General features: G+C 39.9%; 21 protein-coding genes and 1 other RNA gene. 14 read left to right on the top strand and 8 right to left on the bottom strand.

Features of this window, described 5'->3' with window-relative positions:
• The first annotated feature begins 6 nt into the window (after nucleotides 1–6).
• From OQX62_RS05960 to OQX62_RS05950, 3 genes are all read left to right on the top strand, one after another.
• Nucleotides 7–939 carry an alpha-E domain-containing protein gene (locus OQX62_RS05960; protein ID WP_265830502.1) on the top strand — a complete coding sequence of 311 codons (933 nt, stop codon included), beginning with the start codon at nucleotides 7–9 and terminating at the stop codon, nucleotides 937–939.
• A gap of 10 nt (nucleotides 940–949) precedes the next feature.
• Nucleotides 950–1,951, top strand: coding sequence for a transglutaminase family protein (locus OQX62_RS05955; protein ID WP_265830501.1), 1,002 nt, complete (start codon nucleotides 950–952; stop codon nucleotides 1,949–1,951).
• 226 nt (nucleotides 1,952–2,177) lie between these two features.
• Nucleotides 2,178–3,104: a hypothetical protein gene (locus OQX62_RS05950; protein WP_265830500.1), complete on the top strand. Its 927-nt coding sequence runs from the start codon at nucleotides 2,178–2,180 to the stop codon at nucleotides 3,102–3,104.
• A 1-nt stretch (nucleotide 3,105) separates the two neighbouring features.
• Here OQX62_RS05950 and OQX62_RS05945 read toward each other — a convergent pair whose 3' ends face one another.
• Together OQX62_RS05945 and OQX62_RS05940 are read right to left on the bottom strand one after the other, a co-directional pair.
• Complete coding sequence (locus tag OQX62_RS05945) at nucleotides 3,106–3,714, bottom strand: YdeI/OmpD-associated family protein (protein WP_265830499.1); 609 nt, start codon at nucleotides 3,712–3,714, stop codon at nucleotides 3,106–3,108.
• Nucleotides 3,715–3,830: 116 nt separating this feature from the next.
• Nucleotides 3,831–4,187 carry a nuclear transport factor 2 family protein gene (locus OQX62_RS05940; protein WP_265830498.1) on the bottom strand — a complete coding sequence of 119 codons (357 nt, stop codon included), beginning with the start codon at nucleotides 4,185–4,187 and terminating at the stop codon, nucleotides 3,831–3,833.
• A gap of 82 nt (nucleotides 4,188–4,269) precedes the next feature.
• On the opposite strand from OQX62_RS05940, the gene OQX62_RS05935 reads away from it, so the two are divergent.
• From OQX62_RS05935 to OQX62_RS05915, 5 genes are all read left to right on the top strand, one after another.
• The gene (locus OQX62_RS05935) at nucleotides 4,270–5,166 is read left to right on the top strand and encodes an AraC family transcriptional regulator (protein WP_265830497.1); all 897 of its coding nucleotides are present in this window, start codon (nucleotides 4,270–4,272) and stop codon (nucleotides 5,164–5,166) included.
• Between the two features lie 109 nt (nucleotides 5,167–5,275).
• Nucleotides 5,276–5,629, top strand: a complete 354-nt coding sequence (locus OQX62_RS05930) for an SDR family NAD(P)-dependent oxidoreductase (protein ID WP_265830496.1) — start codon at nucleotides 5,276–5,278, stop codon at nucleotides 5,627–5,629.
• A 91-nt stretch (nucleotides 5,630–5,720) separates the two neighbouring features.
• Entirely contained in the window at nucleotides 5,721–6,227 is a 507-nt protein-coding gene (locus OQX62_RS05925; protein WP_265830495.1) for a hypothetical protein, read from the top strand.
• A 277-nt stretch (nucleotides 6,228–6,504) separates the two neighbouring features.
• The gene (locus OQX62_RS05920) at nucleotides 6,505–7,761 is read left to right on the top strand and encodes a paraquat-inducible protein A (protein ID WP_265830494.1); all 1,257 of its coding nucleotides are present in this window, start codon (nucleotides 6,505–6,507) and stop codon (nucleotides 7,759–7,761) included.
• Between the two features lie 45 nt (nucleotides 7,762–7,806).
• Nucleotides 7,807–9,135 carry a paraquat-inducible protein A gene (locus tag OQX62_RS05915; protein WP_265830493.1) on the top strand — a complete coding sequence of 443 codons (1,329 nt, stop codon included), beginning with the start codon at nucleotides 7,807–7,809 and terminating at the stop codon, nucleotides 9,133–9,135.
• 468 nt (nucleotides 9,136–9,603) lie between these two features.
• Here OQX62_RS05915 and OQX62_RS05910 read toward each other — a convergent pair whose 3' ends face one another.
• Together OQX62_RS05910 and ssrA are read right to left on the bottom strand one after the other, a co-directional pair.
• Nucleotides 9,604–9,810: a hypothetical protein gene (locus OQX62_RS05910; RefSeq protein WP_265830492.1), complete on the bottom strand. Its 207-nt coding sequence runs from the start codon at nucleotides 9,808–9,810 to the stop codon at nucleotides 9,604–9,606.
• A gap of 81 nt (nucleotides 9,811–9,891) precedes the next feature.
• Nucleotides 9,892–10,257, bottom strand: a transfer-messenger RNA (tmRNA) gene (ssrA, locus tag OQX62_RS05905).
• 176 nt (nucleotides 10,258–10,433) lie between these two features.
• Between ssrA and OQX62_RS05900 the strand changes: the two genes are divergently transcribed.
• Nucleotides 10,434–10,661, top strand: coding sequence for a hypothetical protein (locus OQX62_RS05900; RefSeq protein ID WP_265830491.1), 228 nt, complete (start codon nucleotides 10,434–10,436; stop codon nucleotides 10,659–10,661).
• A gap of 400 nt (nucleotides 10,662–11,061) precedes the next feature.
• Here the strand turns inward: OQX62_RS05900 and OQX62_RS05895 are convergent, their stop codons facing one another.
• Nucleotides 11,062–12,519 carry an ATP-dependent DNA helicase gene (locus OQX62_RS05895; protein WP_265830490.1) on the bottom strand — a complete coding sequence of 486 codons (1,458 nt, stop codon included), beginning with the start codon at nucleotides 12,517–12,519 and terminating at the stop codon, nucleotides 11,062–11,064.
• A 53-nt stretch (nucleotides 12,520–12,572) separates the two neighbouring features.
• On the opposite strand from OQX62_RS05895, the gene OQX62_RS05890 reads away from it, so the two are divergent.
• The 3 genes from OQX62_RS05890 to coaD are packed head-to-tail and all read left to right on the top strand — an operon-like array spanning nucleotide 12,573 to nucleotide 14,400.
• Nucleotides 12,573–13,406 (top strand): DUF3822 family protein, encoded by an 834-nt coding sequence (locus OQX62_RS05890; protein WP_265830489.1) that lies wholly within the window; start codon nucleotides 12,573–12,575, stop codon nucleotides 13,404–13,406.
• Nucleotides 13,397–13,936 carry an RsmD family RNA methyltransferase gene (locus tag OQX62_RS05885; protein ID WP_265830488.1) on the top strand — a complete coding sequence of 180 codons (540 nt, stop codon included), beginning with the start codon at nucleotides 13,397–13,399 and terminating at the stop codon, nucleotides 13,934–13,936. Before OQX62_RS05890 ends, OQX62_RS05885 begins: the two co-directional genes overlap by 10 nt.
• Before the next feature lie 2 nt (nucleotides 13,937–13,938).
• The gene (gene coaD / locus OQX62_RS05880) at nucleotides 13,939–14,400 is read left to right on the top strand and encodes a pantetheine-phosphate adenylyltransferase (RefSeq protein WP_265830487.1); all 462 of its coding nucleotides are present in this window, start codon (nucleotides 13,939–13,941) and stop codon (nucleotides 14,398–14,400) included.
• On the opposite strand, the gene OQX62_RS05875 is transcribed toward coaD, so the two are convergent.
• Nucleotides 14,397–15,017 carry an NUDIX hydrolase gene (locus tag OQX62_RS05875; protein WP_265830486.1) on the bottom strand — a complete coding sequence of 207 codons (621 nt, stop codon included), beginning with the start codon at nucleotides 15,015–15,017 and terminating at the stop codon, nucleotides 14,397–14,399. The genes coaD and OQX62_RS05875 overlap by 4 nt on opposite strands.
• A gap of 208 nt (nucleotides 15,018–15,225) precedes the next feature.
• On the opposite strand from OQX62_RS05875, the gene pyrE reads away from it, so the two are divergent.
• Both pyrE and OQX62_RS05865 read left to right on the top strand, forming a co-directional pair.
• Nucleotides 15,226–15,873, top strand: a complete 648-nt coding sequence (gene pyrE, locus OQX62_RS05870; protein WP_265830485.1) for an orotate phosphoribosyltransferase — start codon at nucleotides 15,226–15,228, stop codon at nucleotides 15,871–15,873.
• 15 nt (nucleotides 15,874–15,888) lie between these two features.
• Nucleotides 15,889–16,287, top strand: coding sequence for an SRPBCC family protein (locus tag OQX62_RS05865; protein WP_265830484.1), 399 nt, complete (start codon nucleotides 15,889–15,891; stop codon nucleotides 16,285–16,287).
• A gap of 660 nt (nucleotides 16,288–16,947) precedes the next feature.
• On the opposite strand, the gene OQX62_RS05860 is transcribed toward OQX62_RS05865, so the two are convergent.
• A complete protein-coding gene (locus OQX62_RS05860) occupies nucleotides 16,948–17,766 on the bottom strand; it encodes an endonuclease/exonuclease/phosphatase family protein (protein ID WP_265830483.1) in 819 nt (272 codons plus the stop codon).
• Nucleotides 17,756–18,676, bottom strand: coding sequence for an EamA family transporter (locus OQX62_RS05855; RefSeq protein WP_265830482.1), 921 nt, complete (start codon nucleotides 18,674–18,676; stop codon nucleotides 17,756–17,758). The genes OQX62_RS05860 and OQX62_RS05855 overlap by 11 nt, the downstream gene beginning before the upstream one ends.
• Between the last annotated feature and the right edge of the window lie 149 nt (nucleotides 18,677–18,825).

Genomic DNA, 18,825 nt, shown 5'->3' with positions numbered 1-18,825 from the left:
ATTTATATGTTAAGCAGGGTTGCAGAAAGTTTATATTGGATTAGCCGTTATGTAGAAAGAACGGATGGTATGCTGCGCATGCTTAAAATAAATTATGCTGCATCGCAGGATGCAGTTTCAGATTTTTCATGGAGCCCGATAGCCAGGATGTTTTGCGGCCCGGATAATGAGGAGATTGAAAAAATAAAATTTAATAGTCGCCCTGTACTGCAGTACATGGTTACTGACAAAAACAATCCCAACTCTATCATCAATATTATTACCCAGGTAAGGGAAAATGCGAGGAGCGTACAGGATCACATTACCAAAGATGTGTGGCAATGTCTGAATGAGTATTACCACACGGTAAAAGATCCAAAACTGAATACGATGCTCAGGAAAGATGATCCAATATCTGTGCTTGATATCCTGATCAAACAGGGAATGCTGTTTTATGGCACCACGGAAATCACCATGGCAAGAAATGAAGGCAGCAGTTTTATGCGCATCGGCAAGTACCTGGAGAGAAGTATACAATCGGTCAATATCCTGGATATCAAATTCGGATCAGTAGACGAGAACCCCGATTTGCTGACAGACACAAGTTACTGGAAACACTTGTTATTATCTATCGGAGGTTACGAGTTATATCTTAAAACTTACCGTCAGGGTTTTGAAGCAGAAAATGTGCTGGCGCAGGTAGTACTCAATAATGAATTCCCCCGGTCTGTGATCTATTCACTGAACCAGCTGGTCAAGTATTTCGAAAGACTGAGGATTGATGGTCATATCAATCCCGGCGACCTTTCCTTTTTAATCGGAAGACTGCAGAGCAAGGTAAAATACAGCTCTGTTAAAGGCTTAAAGCAGGGAGACCTGCACCTTTATCTTGCTGAAATTAAAACTGAGCTATATGGTATAGGGAATGCATTTAATCAAACCTGTTTTTCATTGTCTTAAAATTTGTAAAATGCCTGAATTTAATATCAAACATATCACCAGATATACTTATGAGGCCCTGGTAAAGGACAGCGTAAACCATATCATTTTGTATCCTAAAGAGAACGAATACCAGAAAGTGCTGAAACATGACCTGAAAATTTCAGGAAAACCCAGGGTTGATACTTTCACTGACTATTATGGAAACCAGATTGGCTTTTTCACCTACAGTGAGCGACATAAGGAACTGGAAATCTATTCAGAACTGACGGTAACGACGACTGCAAAAGAGCCACCTACTGACTCTATGTTCGGAGATATGGAATGGGATGAATTCCGTATCCTGAGACATCAGGTTCCTTATATAGATTACCTGAAGTGGGAAGCTTTTGATGGTTTGCCGGAGTTAAAAGAAATTACCGGTACCTACCTGGAAACGACTCCTTATCAGACGGCCTTGCACTTTTGCCAGTTTGTATATGAAAAGTTCAACTATATACAGGGAGTGACAACGGTACAAACTAAGCTGGATGAAATATGGCAGCTGCGAGCAGGTGTTTGTCAGGATTTTGCCCATATCTTATCCCAAATGCTTCGTATGGCTAATATTCCTGCGAAATATGTGAGTGGTTATATCTGTCCTAATAAAAACGGGATCAGAGGTGAAGGCGCCACACATGCATGGGTAGAAGCATATATTCCATCTTATGGGTGGCTTGGTCTCGACCCTACTAACAATTGTATTGCTAATGAGACCTATGTGATCCTGGCTTATGGAAGAAGTTTTACCGATTGTTCTCCGGTAAAGGGCGTATATAAAGGTCCGTCGAAACACAAACTTGCTGTCCAGGTAATCGTTGGATATGATAACGGGGAAACTGATTTACATGAACCTATCGCTGAAATGGTAAACCCGGAACCTGAGCCGGTAATTTTGCAGGGAAATAGCTACCGCAGAAATCTGGAGATGATGCAGCAAATCCAACAACAACAACAACAACAACAACAACAACAACAACAACAACAACAATAGTCCCGTCAGCGATAACAAGTGTATGGCTCAGATGGGCTTAATCCTGGTATTTAAAACACCAGCTTAGCTGTATCAGAATAATAAACACAGGGTTCAGTTGCACAGATGAATATGAATTGAATAGGGAAAAAGCGTATTTGCTTCTTCCCTATTTTTGCTTGGCAAACAAATTTTCTTTTTTTTTCTTTTAAAATCTAAAATGTAAAAATTCAGTATATACGTTCATATGAGACCAACCTCCTTATTCGCCCTGCTTTTTATTTACGGCCTTACGGTCGCTGCACAGACGCTTCCTGAAACACCCGCAGACACCGTAAAACAAGCACGCCTACTGTCTAATGAGCGGTTCATTTACTTGTACAAAGAAAACAGTGAGCTTTCTTATACTGCACCTAAAGGCGAAATTGGTGCACCATCAAAATATGTGATCAACGGTAAATTAACGACTACCTACATGCTGCTGGCGAGTCCTAAACTGCCGGTTGCTTTTGCTGTAATACCAGATTTTACGGTAAGGGTAAGAAATGAAAGATCTGCCGGAGTGCGAACGCCAAGCTTCAGACTGGGGGGTATGCTATATGTCAGGCTAAACCAATTGGCTGACGATTACAGCTATGCTGCTCTTAAATTTATGCACCATTCTAACGGGCAGGATAATGAAGCGTCAAATCCTGATGGCACGGTGAATACCAGGAACGGCAATTTTAACACTAACTACCTGACTGCTTCTTATCATTTTGGCCATCGCAGACCAGTCGCGGACAAAGTATATTATACAGTCAATCATGATGCCGGTTTAGAATGGCATAAATGGTTTAACTATGATCAGGTACTTGAAGGAGAATATGGTTTTACGAGGGTGATTTACAACTTTTCATTGAGGAGATATGAAAATGACAAGGAACATTGGCGCCTAAATGCCGGGTTAAATTATGCTGTGAATCAAATGACAGATGATCATCTTGGTGCCGTTAAAAAAAGGCTGAATATCGAAACGTCCTATAACTACAGCTTTCCTTTTATGAATAACGTATTTTTAATGGCAGCTGCCGGATATTATGGAGAAGACCCTTACAATATCTATTTCCGCGACAAATACGGCTATCTGCGGTTTGGCATCTCTTCGGGTTTTACAAGAAACAAAAAGCGGTAGGCTATTTATATTTCCAGTGTCTTATTTTCCCTTCACTGATCCATTCAATTGCCGTATCCAATCTTTTGGTACGGGTAGCTTCCGTTTTTGCCTCTTCAAACCAGCTGAGGTATTCTTTTTTTTGCGACGGACTGAATTTTTCAAAATGCTCATTTACTAACGGATGTTGTTCAAGTATTTCAGTAAAATAAGCGGGAATAGTTGCTGCTGTTTGCACAACCGGAGATTTTGGACGTTTCGCAGCCTTAATGCCTTCTACATTTAAAGATAATGCATGACGGATATATTGGATGAGCACTTGATCATCCGGCAGATCCGCGAGACTCGTGATTCGTCCTATACTGCCTGCAGTATCGGCCTCCTGATTTAATATTTTATTCGGATCATTCATCAGCGCAGCCTTCCAGAACCCGAAAGCGCAGTGTTGTTTAAAAGCGGCCATCTGGCATACCGGTCCCTCATGATCAAAAAAAGGACAGCTCCATTTCATCGTTTCTTTCAGTTCCGGTGCAGCAAGGTGTACAAGATTGCGCAGATGTGTAAGGATAGGCTTAGCAAAATCTGCGCTTTTAGCGATGTAAACATCAACGCGGCTGTCGTATTGTTCCATAATGCAATATAATAAATTGTCGATTTGATCTGATATTGGTGACACAGCTTATTGTTTGCAGTTCCAAACACTTTGTAAAAATGATGAATTCCTGATTAAGCCTCCTTTTGAAGCAGCTAATCCTTCTTTTTATTGATCATATAGGACGTCATTGTTTTCACCTTATCTTTTTCAAACTCATAGAAATCGCAGTAATACATGTCATGCGTGATACCTTCAGCTTTATTTTTGCATTGCACTTCGCCGTTTACTACCCCCACTTTATCGTCAATAACCATATGATCCACTGTGCTGCTGATCATTTCCATATCTGGATTGGTAGTAAAAAACTTCCTGATTGTTTCTTTTCCAGCTAAAGTCCGGTCGCCCACCATCACCCATTTGATATCATCCGTGAAATGGCTCAAAATAAGTTCTGTATCGCTTTTTTCAAAAGCTGTAATTAAGGACTGGATAATTTCCTGATTTTTCATGTCTGTAGGTTTTGTTACAATTCAAAATTAAGTGTTCAATACTAACTTAAAAACCTATATATACGACAATTTTGAGGGGCAAATGGGACAAGGGTATCTGTTTTTTGATTTTTATGCCGTTATTGTATACATGCGCACCCTGAAACAATTTGAGGCTTTGGTACTGCACGATTTCGAAGAAGCTGTATTTCATATGGAAAGTCATGGACATACCTATTTTGAGATGGGCTATATCTATAAAGGAAGCGGTACACATTTTTTGAACAATAGTGTGCTGCCTTATACTACGGGCGACCTCTTCCTGCTTTGTCCGGAAGACAGCCATACTTTTGAGATCAGCGAAAGCACACGTTTCGTCTTTATAAAATTTACAGATTCCTATTTCAAGCTCTTTCAGCAACCTGGTGCAGCAGATTTCTTTGCCACTGAAGCTATCCAGATCATGAGAAGTAAGTTATTAAAAGAGAACAAACTGGATATTAACTTTCCAAATTCAGGCATTTTAAAGAACAGTATAGACAGCATTCTTCTCGCTGCTCAGAATGATCAGAACATCAGTCATTCACAAATTATCTATCATCAGATCTTGTCGGTTATTGCGCTGATTAAAAATACCATCAGTACGATGTCGATTAACTTGTCACTACCAGATCCCAGTCAGGAACTCTTAATTTCTTATCTCCATGATCATATTTACAGTCCCGCAGCGTTAAAGATTCCGAATATAGCCCTGCACTTTAATATCGCCCCAAAATACTTCAGTGAATATTTTAAAAGGAGATTTGGCATAGCCTACAGTAAATACGTCAATCAATATAAAGCCCATTTGATTGAACTCAGGTTCCAGTCCAAAATATTTACACTCAAACAGGTGGCAGAAGAGTTTGGCTTTGCAGATGAAAGTCATTTATCCAGGTTTTTTAAAAAATATTACGATCAGTCGCCCGGTGCCTATCAAAAAGAACAAATCAGCCCCTGACATTCCCGGTCTTTTAATTGTACCTGTTATTCTTTTGATAGTACAATTGATAGCCCGCATATAAGCCTCAACTTTGTCATCAATTATTCTAATTACAATTTAAAAGTTTATGATTACTGAAAAACAAACCCTGGCAGTTGTACTGAATGCAAATTCTACAAAAGGCATGGAGGCTGCAAAAGACCTTATAAATCAGTATAGCCGTGTATTGCTGGTGGGCGATAAGAGAGAAGAATTAGATCAGTGTGTTACAGAGATATCTGGCACAGAAGCATCAAATAAGGCTTATTATGTAGAAGCTGATCTAACTAAAAACTATGATCTGGAAGAATTCATTAGCCTGGTTAAACATAAATTTGGCGGCGCAGATCACCTGGTGAACTGCATGGAAATTGAAGATCAGACAGGAAAAACAACCTATAACCTGGCGATTGAAAGATTTGAAAAATACGCCATGAACTAAGAATAAATATTACAAATGATGGTGTATTACAAACATTGATGGAGATTAGCGGTTTGTATTTAAGGCGTTAAAAAATAAATAGTCAGATACGATGCATCACGAGGAAATACAAGAAGATAATACCAAAAAAAATGAGCAGCTTACTTTGCTCTTTGCTCATTATGGAAGAGCGATATATGTTGCCCAGGTTTTAGAACAGCAGGCGATTGACATGGTTGCCATTGATGAGGTTGTTACCAGTAAGCCGGATTCAGATGAGGCTTATGACATGATCTGGTCCAAATATGACATCGGTAAAAAGATGATGGGTATCATGACTAATCTGCTGCAGGAAGCGTATCAGATTGAACAGACAGACATGGAAGAACTCAAATCACTGCTGGCTGTGAAGGATGATTTAGCTGACAGGTATTTTAGGTTTAATAATCTGACAACGGCATCTGACGAAGATTGCGAGCAGATGATTAGTGATTTTATAGCTTATACGCAACGTATCCTGGCTATCAACGAAAAGTTGAATGTTTACAGGGAAGCACACCATATCAGAACAAACCTTACTGAGGAGAATATAGTTCTCGCTTTTGCTTCCAGAAAGTAATATGGGCAAACTATTCATACCAATAAAGAAAGCCGCTGAATCTTCAGCGGCTTTCTTTATTGGTATGAATACTATTCTTTCTGATTTCTATCGCTCTGCCAGGCGCAAATCGTATGCTATCAGAGCCTGTAAATATTTAATTTAATCGTGTTCAAACATTTATGAAATTTTTGAGTTGTATCATCATTGCAACTAAATTTTGAACCAATTGGCCGCTCAACAACCGAATACATTTACGAAAGGATTTAACATCTCCAAATTATTATTAATCCTTGGCTTGAGCGTACTGCTAGCCAGCGAGGCTTATTTTGGGGTTCAACTCTACGTGCTTTCGCATCAGCAAAAAGAAATCAAAGAAGATTATTCTGAGATCAATAATATCATGCATGGCCTGTTTTCGGCCGACCAGTGGAAGGATGAAGTAGCCGGCATTATCAAACATCAGGTGCGGCATTTTACCATGACGAGGAAGCAGAAGAGACAACTTCAGCTCGAGGTGGAAGAAATTATCCTGGCACTGATCAAAAAAGCTGAAGCACTGGTCGACAAACCCACCAAGACCGTTAGTGGGAAGCTGAAAAAATTTGCCATTAAAACCTTTGTAAATACGGATAAGATCAAAGCTCAGGTTCCTGATTTTGCAAGGACTGTCATCGCCAAGGTAGATGACCCTGCGAATAAAAAGAAGATGAGTTCAATGGCAATGGGTAAGTTTCAGCAGATCCAAAAAACCGGGTATATTGACAGTACATCGGCTGTGAATACTACATTAAATCGTACGATGTACAAAAAATACCATGTTTCGTCCAGGGATGAATTCAATCAGAAAGTTATCTCCTCACTCGCCAAAATAAAAACTGTCACCTACAATTACTGCTTTGGCATGCTGGGCTGTATTGCCGTTGTGTTAGCTATGTGGTGGATCTTTCGTAAAAGAGGAGATCTGCATGCTACACTTTTTGTAATGTCGTTGTTATTTGCCTTTATATTGCTGGCAGTAGGTTTAACTGCATCTATGATCGAAGTTGATGCCCGTATCCGATCGCTCGACTTTGTGTTATTGGGAGAACACGTAGTTTTCAAAAACCAGGTATTGTTCTTTCAAAGTAAAAGCATACTGGACGTCGTCAAGATTCTGATCAGCCAGGCTGGAATAGATTCGATCCTGGTGGGGGCTCTGATTCTTATTTTCAGTATCCTTTTCCCGATCATGAAACTCAGTTCTACAGGTATACATTTACTGGGCAAAAAAAGTATTGCTGAAAATAAATTCATTAAATACTTCGCCTTTCAGTCGGGGAAATGGAGTATGGCAGACGTAATTGTGATTGCCATTATGATGACCTATATTGGTTTAAATGGTTTATTGGAAAACCAGTTATCCAGCCTTAACATTAAAAGTGATTTTTTGACTATAATCACCACAAACAATACTGCGCTGCAGCCAGGCTTTATCATATTTATCAGTTTTGTCTTATACGGACTTATTTTATCTACGATCCTGAAGTATATCACCCCCTACGATTCACATTAGATGCCAACCAACATTTTGCCTATTACAATCTAATTCATTAAAACATTGACAACTCAGCAAACAAATACTACAGCTAGAAAATCCGGACTGACCAGGATCTTACTCATTCTTGGGCTTAGCGTACTGCTTTGCGGGGAAGCCTATTTTGGTTACCGTCTTGATATACTGTCGGCCGAGCAGGAACAGATCAAGGAAGATTACAGCATGTCCAATAACATTACGTTCGGACTGTTTTCTCTGGATCAGTGGCGCGAAAGAATTGCGGCAGTTGTAGATCGTCAGGTAACTGACTATAAAGTTACACCGGCTCAAAAGAAGGCAATGCAGGCACAGGTACAAGAGCAGCTGAGCGGTTTAATCAATACTGTTGTTAAAGAAATCAATAAACCTCAGAAATCTTTGGGTGGTAAATTGAAGAAATTTGCTTTTAATCAATTTGTGGAGCCTGCTCAGCTACAGGCACAGGTACCCTCATTTTCAAAAACGATCGTTGATAAAGTGAACAGTCCTACCAGCATTAAGAGGCTTAAGAACATTGCGACCAGTAAAATTGATCAGCTGGAGGATGCTACTTATGACAGCACCAGTGTAGCGTATAGCCAGGTCACCAAAAGTTTATACCGCAAGTATCAGGTTTCTAATCCGGCTGATTTTAACAAAAAGGTAAACTCACATCTGGCTGCCATTCGTAAAGTAACCTACAACTATGCCTATGCCATGCTGGGCTGCGTTGTATTGGTGATGGCCCTGTGGTGGCTCCTGAGGAATAAGGCGGAGCTGCAGAACACGCTCTTTATCATGTCGCTCTTATTCGCATTTATCTTGTTAGCTGTTGGAATGACGGCATCGATTATAGAGGTTGATGCGCGTATCCAGACACTTAATTTTATGCTGATGGGTGAAAAGGTATCATTTGAGAATCAGGTGTTATTTTTTCAGAGTAAAAGCATTATGGGAATAGTGCGGACTTTGATTGAGCAACCGAAACCGGATGCCATTCTTGTGGGTATACTGATCCTTTTATTTGTGATTATACTTCCCCTGCTGAGGATGATTGCTAAGGGAATTGTGATTCTGGGAAATGAAAAGCTGGCCGAAAATAAAGTAGTTAAATACCTGACTTTTGAGTTGGGTAAATGGGATATGGCGGATGTGATGGTGGTAGGTATCGCGATGACCTATATTGGTTTGAATGGTATTTTAAAGAGTCAGCTTTCTAATTTGAATATCAGCAATGAATTCTTAAATACGACTACGATCAATTACACCTCACTACAGCCGGGATATATCATTTTTGTGGGCTATGTGGCTTTTGAAATGGTATTAACTTACCGGTTAAACAGGATTAAGACGAATGACCCGGTGGTGAGTTAGTTTTAATTAAAATTCTAAGATGCGCTCTATTAATAATTGTTTTTCAAGAAAGAGGCACTCCTTAAAAGGGAACCTGCTAAATTTCTGAAATCTCATTCTTCCACCTTACATAGCTATCGGATATTTTCAAGACGTTATTTAGTACGTATTATACTTTTCGTTCGAGCAACTTATCCCATATTTTGGGATTCCTACTGGTGTGTAATATTGCAAAAATCACAACTGTTTCATCTTCAATTAAGAAATGAACCATAAATGGGAATTTCTTAATCACCATACACCTAACTTCAGTATAACGAATTTTGTAAAGGTGAGCCGTAGTACTAGCTTACCGATTTGTTTTATGACTTGCTTTTGAAAACGTGTACCAAGACCGTAAGATAGTTGATTATACCAATTGGTCGCTTTTTGGATATCAGTCAAAGCCTCAGGAAAGACTTTAATTTTATAAGATGACATTACTAATCTTTAAGATCTTTTGATGCAAGATCCAATCCAGTAAAATTTCGGTTTAGTCTTAAATTCTGAAATCCTTTCATTTACTATATTCTGATGGTCCATAGGAATACTCAGATCTTCAGACCAGATAACCTCATTGAGTTCCAGTTTTTCAGAGGGCGATAATTGTTTCACCTCATCTACTAATTGTCTAAATGATACTTCTACAGCGATCATAGTATTTTCTTTATGCCTTTAACAAATTTTGCTTAATATCTCCCAAATAAAGAAAGGCTTCTGAGATGATCTCAGAAGCCTTTGTGGAGCCGAAGGGGTTCGAACCCTTGTCCAGTTGTGTGGCAAATTATGCCTTCTACATGTTTATTTTCCACTTTATTTTCGGGATCAGACGGGCCGGAAACCTACCTTGCCTTTCTCCTTAGGTACTTTATCTCGCGAATGTTCCGTACCTAACAATCGCCAGCGTCGTTATTTCGATGCCCCATATTCTAGCCTAACAACACAGCAGCCAGAGGGACAAAAGCTATTTAATTCTAAATTAAGCAGCTAAGGCGTAGTTATTTTCGCCAATCAAAGTGTGAACGTTCTCTTTTAAGTGCTCTCCGTACAACGCACTACATGCTAACATACGTACCTCCACCCTGTCAAATCCAAAACGGCCCCGGTAACGTCCTGATGGTGTGTGGCTAACTAATCCTTTCCAACCATCAGGATACAAATATAACAAAAAAATAAACATAGAGGGAATTAGCTTCTTTAATTGCTGTAAAAATGAATCCATTCCAAAAATGGCAGGATTACTGCAAAATAGATAAGGACAATTAACCTTATAAACACAGATGACGAAAACCGTAGAAATCAGTTTCAAAAAAAAGACCTACAAAGTAGAGCAGCCTATTTCAACTATCAATTTGTACAAAATAACGCATCCAAATGGCCTGATTGAAATTACAAGAAACAAATATAGTGGAGAATGGAAGGTACTTTGTAAATCTAAACCTACACTGAGAGTGCCAATGGAGCCTATTGTTAAGGCAATTGAAGAGAACCTGAGCATAGTAAATTAAGATCTAATCCGCTATGTTATCAACTTGCTTTTGCAAAAGATGTTGATTTATTTTCCCATTTTGACCGCACAATTACCTCATTCCAACGCACATACAATAAATATCTATTTAGTAAGCATACGAATTAAAAATATTTTTCAGGGGTTGGTTCAATTATGATTACCTTCATCGAAATTTTTAATTCTAACATTTATTAAATTATGGAAAATAGCGAAGTAACCACCATCGTACTTACTTTATGTATCATCATTGCTGCACTAAGCTTTTATCTTTCTTTCATCAAGAAAAAACACGATTCACATTAATTTTTGCTATTTACAATAGCTGACAGGAAGAGCTTTTTGCACCAGCCGTTTTAAAGCCGGAAAATGTGCGGGCGAGTCCTGTTTTACATCATTAACTAATAATCATCTTCTGAAGGTGTCGCAAATAAATTCCTGGAAAAATTAACCAGGAATAATTCTTCCTTAGCTCTGGTCACCGCAGTATATAACCACCTGAGAAAATCAAGATCTATCATTTCCTCAGTCAGATAACCCTGATCTACAAAAACTGCATCCCATTGTCCACCTTGCGCCTTGTGGCAGGTCACTGCATAAGCAAATTTAATTTGCAGGGCATTATAATACGGATCTTCCTTAATGGCCAGCATCCGCTCTCTTTTATTGGTAATGTGCTCGTAATCCAATGCAAGCCCTTCAAAAAGCTTTTTACTGTCTTCATAAGGCAAATTCGGCGTCTCTGCCTGCAAAGTATCCAGCATTACCTTACAAGTAATCTGTCCCGCATCGGGATAGTCCAAAAACTCCAGCTGCACTTCTGAAAACCTGAAGCCATAACGCTCCTCTTCATTCCTTACACGTACAATTTTAGCCATATCGCCATTGGCAATAAATGAAGTAGACTCATTATCGGGCAGCCAGAAATAGTTATTCTTCACGACCATTATCTGATCGCCCCCGGTCAGTTCCTCATCACGATACAATAGGCGGGATCTGATCTGCTGGTTATAAACGTTAGCTGATTTATTGGAGCGGCAGACAACGAGGGAATTTTCGATATCAAATTTCCGGTAAGCATACTCCAGTCCTTCTACCAGTTTCACACCAGTCATGCTGAATATATCTTTATAACTTTTAGTGATAAATTGGGGAAGAGTAATTTTTTCATCCTCATCGCCCGATTCCTCCCGGGCCACATGCGCATTGATCAAATCGCGCAGCATAGTAGCATTGGCAAGAATACCTGATTTCTGACCTTGCCTGACTACTTCTCTCAGTTCAACTTCAGTAACCTGCAGCTGGAAATTCTGTGCTACATAATTTTTGTTCAGCGCCGGACTATCGATACTGCCCACAGGAGGCAGCTGTGCAGTATCACCGACGAAAAGCACAGCACAGTTTTTACCGTTGTAGATAAACTCCATGATATCTTTAAGAAAAGATGACCCGTTTTGGGTATTCCATTCATCGGCAATCATGGATGCCTCGTCAATGATGAACAGCGTATTTTCTGCAAGGTTAGGCGCCAGCTGAAAAGCCATTTCTGTCGAAACTGCAGAACGCTTGCGATAGATCTTTTTATGTACGGTAAGAGCAATACGACCGGAATAGTTACTCATTACCTTCGCAGCACGACCGGTCGGAGCAAGTAATATAACCCGTAGCCTGAATTTCGGCAACGCTTTTACGAGGGCGGCTACAGAAGTAGTTTTCCCGGTACCTGCATAACCACGTAAAATGAAACACTTGTTATTCAGCTCCTGCGACAAGAAACTGGCCATCTCCCGGCAAAAAACCAACTGTTCTGCAGTGGGTGTAAACTGGTAAGACTGGGCAATTATTGTGGCTCTATCCATTTTACAAATATGCAATGGTGTTGTTATAGAAAAAAGAATTAATTTTGCTATTGATGAAGAATGATAAAAACAGCATCCTATTAGTAGATCCGGAGTTTGATCCCAATACTGCGTCCGACTGTAATTTGTTACTAAAAATTACTGCAGACAGCTTTTCTTATGCGATCATCGACCGTAGCAGTAAGCAGTTAAAAGCTGTTTTTGATGAGCAGGAATGCGAAGACATGATCAGCAGCCTTACCCTGGCCCTTAAACAGGATGTTTATCTCAGTTTATCATTTAAAGATATCAAAGTATCTGTATATACAGTAAATACCATTGCTATCCCTGATGAACTGTATGCCGAGGAAGACCTGAATGTTTATGCAAAATTCTTCACCGATGAACAATCAAATACACTTTACGCACAACCTGAAAATAAATTCGGCTTTACGTCTATTTTTAACCTGCAGGTATTTGTGGAAGATATGCTGAACACCTATCTGCTGAATGCAAAAAGATTTGAGCAAAATGCACCTGTTCTTGCATTGGCACCGACTAAAACCGGAAATTTGCTGCTGCTTGATTTTACAGTAGGTTCTGTGAACGCATTACTGATAAGGGAGGAAAAGATGATCTTCCAGAACACCTATGAAATATCCAATGCGGAAGAATTTAATTATTACCTGGTGTTAATGATCCAGGAACTCCAATTAGATACACCTACTACTGAAATACTGCTTAGTGGTATTATTCATGAGAATGACAAATCCTATAACTGCCTTTCTTCTTATTTTGATACTATTTCTTTTAATCTCCCCCCTGCTGCTGATATTGACTATGCAATCTTAGAAGATATGCCTGCTCATTATTACAGTAGCTTATTAGCCCTGGATTTATGCGTATAATTGGCGGTAAACTTAAAGGTATCCGCATGAGTGCGCCTGCCAGTCTTCCCGTAAGACCAACTACTGATATGGCCAAAGAGGCCTTATTTAATATTTTATATAATACTTACGATTTTGATAGCTGTAATGTGCTCGACTTATTCTGCGGCACGGGCAATATCAGTATTGAGTTTGCTTCGAGAGGAATTCAGCATGTAACGTCGGTAGACAAACATTCTGGCTGCATCTACTGGATTAAATCTGTCATTGAACGCTATGACCTGAAAGAAATAGAACTGCAGAAGGCAGATGTTTTCAAGTTCCTGGAAGGGCATACAAAATCTTATCAAATCATATTTGCTGATCCGCCGTACGACCTGTTAACAATTCCTCAGATTCCGCAACTGGTGGCGAAAAATAAATTGCTTACAGAAAACGGGCTGTTGGTGGTAGAACATCCTTCACTCCTTAAATTAAAAGACCAGCCAGGATATGTGGAGACCCGCAGATATGGCAATTCATCTTTCAGCTTCTTTAACTATACTCCCTAAATATGAAAATCGCACTGTTTCCCGGCTCATTTGATCCGCTTACCATCGCACATGCAGATATTCTAAAACGCGCATTGCCGCTGTTCGACCAGGTAATTGTAGGTATCGGATTGAATAGTTCAAAGCAAAACTTCCTGGAAGGAAATGTTCGGGAAGAAATTGTTAAAGCCGTATTCGCGGATTATAAAAATATAAGTGTACAATCCTATGAGGGTCTGACGGTAGATTTCTGCAAGAAGGTAAATGCGACTTACATGATCCGCGGAATCCGCTCTGTGGGTGATTTTGAGTATGAGCGTGCAATAGCACAGATCAATCAGACCATGATGCCGGAAATGGAAACGATCTTTATACTGAGCAAACCGGAGTATTCGGCCATCAGTTCCACCATAGTACGGGATATTCTCCGTAACCATGGTGACATCACTCCTTTCCTGCCGAAAGAAGCGCTGAAGTTCCTTTAGACTTTTTCTTTGATCAGTTTACCTGCTTTAATCACATCCATAATAGACGGGTAGGTATTCTTGACGATGGGCTTCAGGTCTTTCGCACTGATCCATTCAGCCTTGGTGATACCTTCTTCTTTTTGCGGGATCAGCTTTGGCGTGCCTTTAACAGTCATACTGTACCAGTTTGTTTTCTTCAGCACCAGCTTTGTACCCATTTCATAAACATGATAGGTCTTACACAGCTTTTTATCATTCGTGTGGATTTTCACTCCACATTCTTCTTCTACCTCACGTACCCCGGCATCTCTCATTCCTTCCCCCTTCTCTACCTTCCCTTTAGGCAAATCCCATTTTTTGTTCCTGAAAATGAAAAGGTAATCGCCATCCGCATTTCTCACCAAACCACCCGCAGCTTTAATAATGGTCAGACTCTTTTTTACCAGTTCAAAAAGTGCTTTTGGATCTTCAGTTACCAAGGCATACTGATTATGGGCACTCTTGCCTAATCCGGTATAAAAAGCAGAGAAATCAAATCCTTCTACCCCTATCTGTTGTAAGCCCTCTGTATAATGAGGAAGTTTATCTGCAATAACTAGTGTATTCTCGTTAATATAAATTCTATATGTCTTCATTGGCCTGTCTTTATCATCTCCGATATGGAGTGCCTTAGTTCTTGTTTGGAAAATAAAAGTATAAAAATTCTCAGGTAAACAAGGAGGAATCGCTTTTTATTTAGGACGCTGAATTTTAAATTCTATTTATCGCATTGAGTATCAATTACTGGCAAAAAAAGCACAAACGGTTTATGCGATAAAGCTATAATTTGACTAATTTCGCAGCATGTATAATAAAAGTGATATTGAATTAAAGGTAGCTGAATTTTTATTACAAATTAAAGCAGTAAAACTACAACCGAAGACCCCCTTCACATGGGCGTCAGGCTGGAAATCTCCAATTTATTGTGATAATAGGGTAACGCTCTCCCATCCCTCAGTACGTACATACATCAGGCAGAAGCTTACGCAACTGATTCAGGAAGAGTTCGGCTCTGTGGATCTGATTGCAGGCGTTGCAACTGCAGGTATTCCTCAGGGCGTATTGGTAGCTCAGGAACTAGGATTGCCTTTCGCTTATGTAAGAGCAAAAGCGAAAGAGCATGGTACGGGTAGTTTAATTGAAGGTGAAATTGTTGAAGGGCAGCGCGTTGTTGTTGTGGAAGACCTTATTTCTACTGGAAAAAGCAGTTTGCAAGCCGTAAATGCATTGAAAGAAGCGGGCTTATCTGTTGCCGGACTGGTTTCTATTTTTACTTATGGTTTTGATATCGCTGAAGAGAACTTCAAAGAAGCAAAATGCCGCTTCGCCACTCTATCTAATTACAATACATTGATCGAATATGCTGCTGAACACAGCTTCATTGCGCAGGATGATGTTGATCTGTTAAACAGATGGCGCAGAAACCCTGCTGAATGGGGTAAAGATTTATAAAACCAACCAGATTATATGACCGTTATTGAAAGTACAACCGTAGTTAACCAGCCGGTAGAGAAAGTTTATGCTTTTCTGGCTGATTTAAACAATCATCAGCAACTGATGCCCGACAATATTTATAACTGGTCTTCTACAGTAGATGAAGCTAGTTTTACCATCCAAAACATGGCGAAACTGGCAATCAGAATCTCTAATAGAATAGAGAACCAGGAGTTAACGGCTATACCGACTGAAAAAGCGCCTTTTGAGATAGAATTAAAATGGACAGTTGCAGATAATGGCAATGGCACTACTACAGTAAGTCACATTATCTCTGCTGATCTGAATATGATGATGAAAATGCTTGCGGCAGGTCCTTTGCAGAAATTAGCAGATCACCAGACGAAGCGTGTTGCAGAAATATTGAACTAGTCATAACGTATAACAATTTATGGAAGAGGTTTGTCTGTTGTGATAAACCTCTTTTTTTGTCCCGGAAAATTGGTTAAAAATGGGTTGTACTATTTCCGGCTGCCTATCTTTTGCTGCGCAAAACTTAGGAGGCCGGAAACAGTACAACCCCATTTTTAAGATGATCTCAGGATGATCTGCATACATGAAGCATACCTGCTTATCGTACATAGCCTGGATCCATAATTAATTAATATACGTCAAACTTATGTCCGATGCCTTGTTGCAGCTGTATTTGAAATAATCAGTTCACCAGAACAGGATTTGATTTATCAGATACCCCCCTAATAGCGTAATACATATCTGATATATCTCTGAATCATCCCGACAGTTATACGATCGCTATTGATCTCCTTTGGACTGATCTCATTCCCAAATGCAGGGTAATGCCTGACACTACAAATTAAACAACATATATTTACACCCAACTCCTTTGGATGATCTCATTTCCAAATGCAGGATCTTCTGCTGTATGTAAAAAAACGCGAGTCTGTTTTTCGACCTTCTGGTTTTTGCATCGCAAAAAGCAGGCAGGCGAAAAACAGACTCGCGTTTTTTTGTCTTTTAAGGACAATCCCAATGCAGGATCTTGTAATATCCCTTAGAATAAGGCCGGTTATATCAATTAATTGAAAATCTAAGAAACACAGGTAAGTGATCAGATATTTTCCTTGCCTCTTTGATATCCGTAAAAGACGTATAGAATGGAACAATACCTGCTATGATACAGTTGACCCTGGCTTGGTTATAAAAGAAATTATCATACTCTGATGCCAGGCAATCGCCATTAATACATTTTTGTCTCAGGGAAGTTTTCTGTTTACTAAACGCAGATGGATATCCTGCTTTTTTCAGGGGATTAAAGACGGAATGCGCTTCCGACAGATTGAAGTCGCCGCAAAAGATCAGGCTGTTTTCAGGATACTCAGCAGGCAGATACTGGAGATACTTAATCTCAGTCTCTGGTTGTTTAGCCTTAGGGATAGCATGGAACGTAACCAGCGTAAACTGTTTTTTACCTACCTGAAACCTGGCCAGATAGGGCTCCCTGCTAATTTCCAGGTTATACTTTTTCTCCAGCCAGGCGTCTCCCAACTTTTGAACACGGCTCTTTTTCCAGAGAAAAGCGTATCGTTCTTTGCTATACCTGTCACTTGAAGTCCCGTGACTAATGGTATAATCCCATTTCGCTCCCGTCCTGTTCAATGCATCACTTAGTCTGGCTACTGCCTTCGGGCCACCGGGACCAGCCACTACTTCCTGCACGGCAACGACATCATAATTTTTTAGCGTCTTCGCAATGAAGGTGATCTGTTCCTCTGTTTTAGTCTGCCCGAAGTCTTTCAGGTTCCAGGAGCAGATATTGATGGTTTGTGCGACACCAGAAAAGGAGATGAATAAAAATAGACAGCAACTGAAAAGATACTTTTTAAGAAGCATAGGGAGATTTATTTTTTGATTTGCTGGTTTTCAGACTTTTCACATTCATTAATACTACAGCACTGATAATTAACAGAATACCTGTCCACTGCACCACATTCACAGGTTCTTTCAACAGGATATAGGCAAACAGTACCGATACGGGGAGTTCAATAGAAGCGATGATAGTTCCTAATCCAATTCCGGTATGCGGCATACCGCTTGTAAATAATAACGGCGGCAGTATGGTACCAAAGAAAGCCAGGAAGATACCCCATGGCCAGAAGATGTGAAAATTAAAGTTACCATATGAAGTAGTAGAGAAGATCAGCACGATAATGGTTAAACCTCCTGCCAGCAGCCACAGACTTCTTTTTATCGGGTGCAGGTGCGTAGCGATACTGTTGGAAGAATATAAGGAAATGGTATAAGAAAATCCGGCAGCAAAACCCCATGCGATTCCTTTCCAGTTCAGTTCATGAGCGGAAGAGAAGATATTGGTAGCTAAAGCTGTACCCAGGAGAACGATGAGTGTTGCTGCAATTTTTCTTTTAGAAGGCGCTTTTTTATCCAGCATGGCTTCCAGTAGTAAACCCATCCAGACTGACTGCATTAATAATACAATGGCGACAGAAACCGGGATATATTTTACAGCGAAATAGTAAAATACACTCGTCAGTCCCAGGGATGTCCCTCCTATCATGAGTTTTAAAACAGAAAACCTGTCTGTTATTGATGATTCTTTTTGGGGAGTCTTGAGAAATAGCTGAAGCAGCAGTATGCCTATGAATCCGATTGAAAACTGGGAGGTGGTCACTTCTGCGGTGGTAAACCCATTTGCATAGGCTAATTTGACTACCGTAGCCAGAGCACCATAACTCGATGCGCCGAGGCCGACCAGCAATGCTCCTTTTAGTACGTTTTTTTCCATTAATTGTTGCTTGTATAATTTGGTGCAAAGAAACTGATTCCAATTAAACTTTATATCAGATGGGCGTATAAATACAAATATCAGGGGATGGAATTATCATACACACCAAAAAAAGCAGACAGAAATACAGTACAATGAGTTAAAAAGCA

The organism is Pedobacter sp. MR2016-24 (assembly GCF_026239655.1).
In the GTDB taxonomy this organism is placed as follows: domain Bacteria; phylum Bacteroidota; class Bacteroidia; order Sphingobacteriales; family Sphingobacteriaceae; genus Pedobacter.
This window is presented reverse-complemented; position numbering and strand designations above follow the sequence as displayed.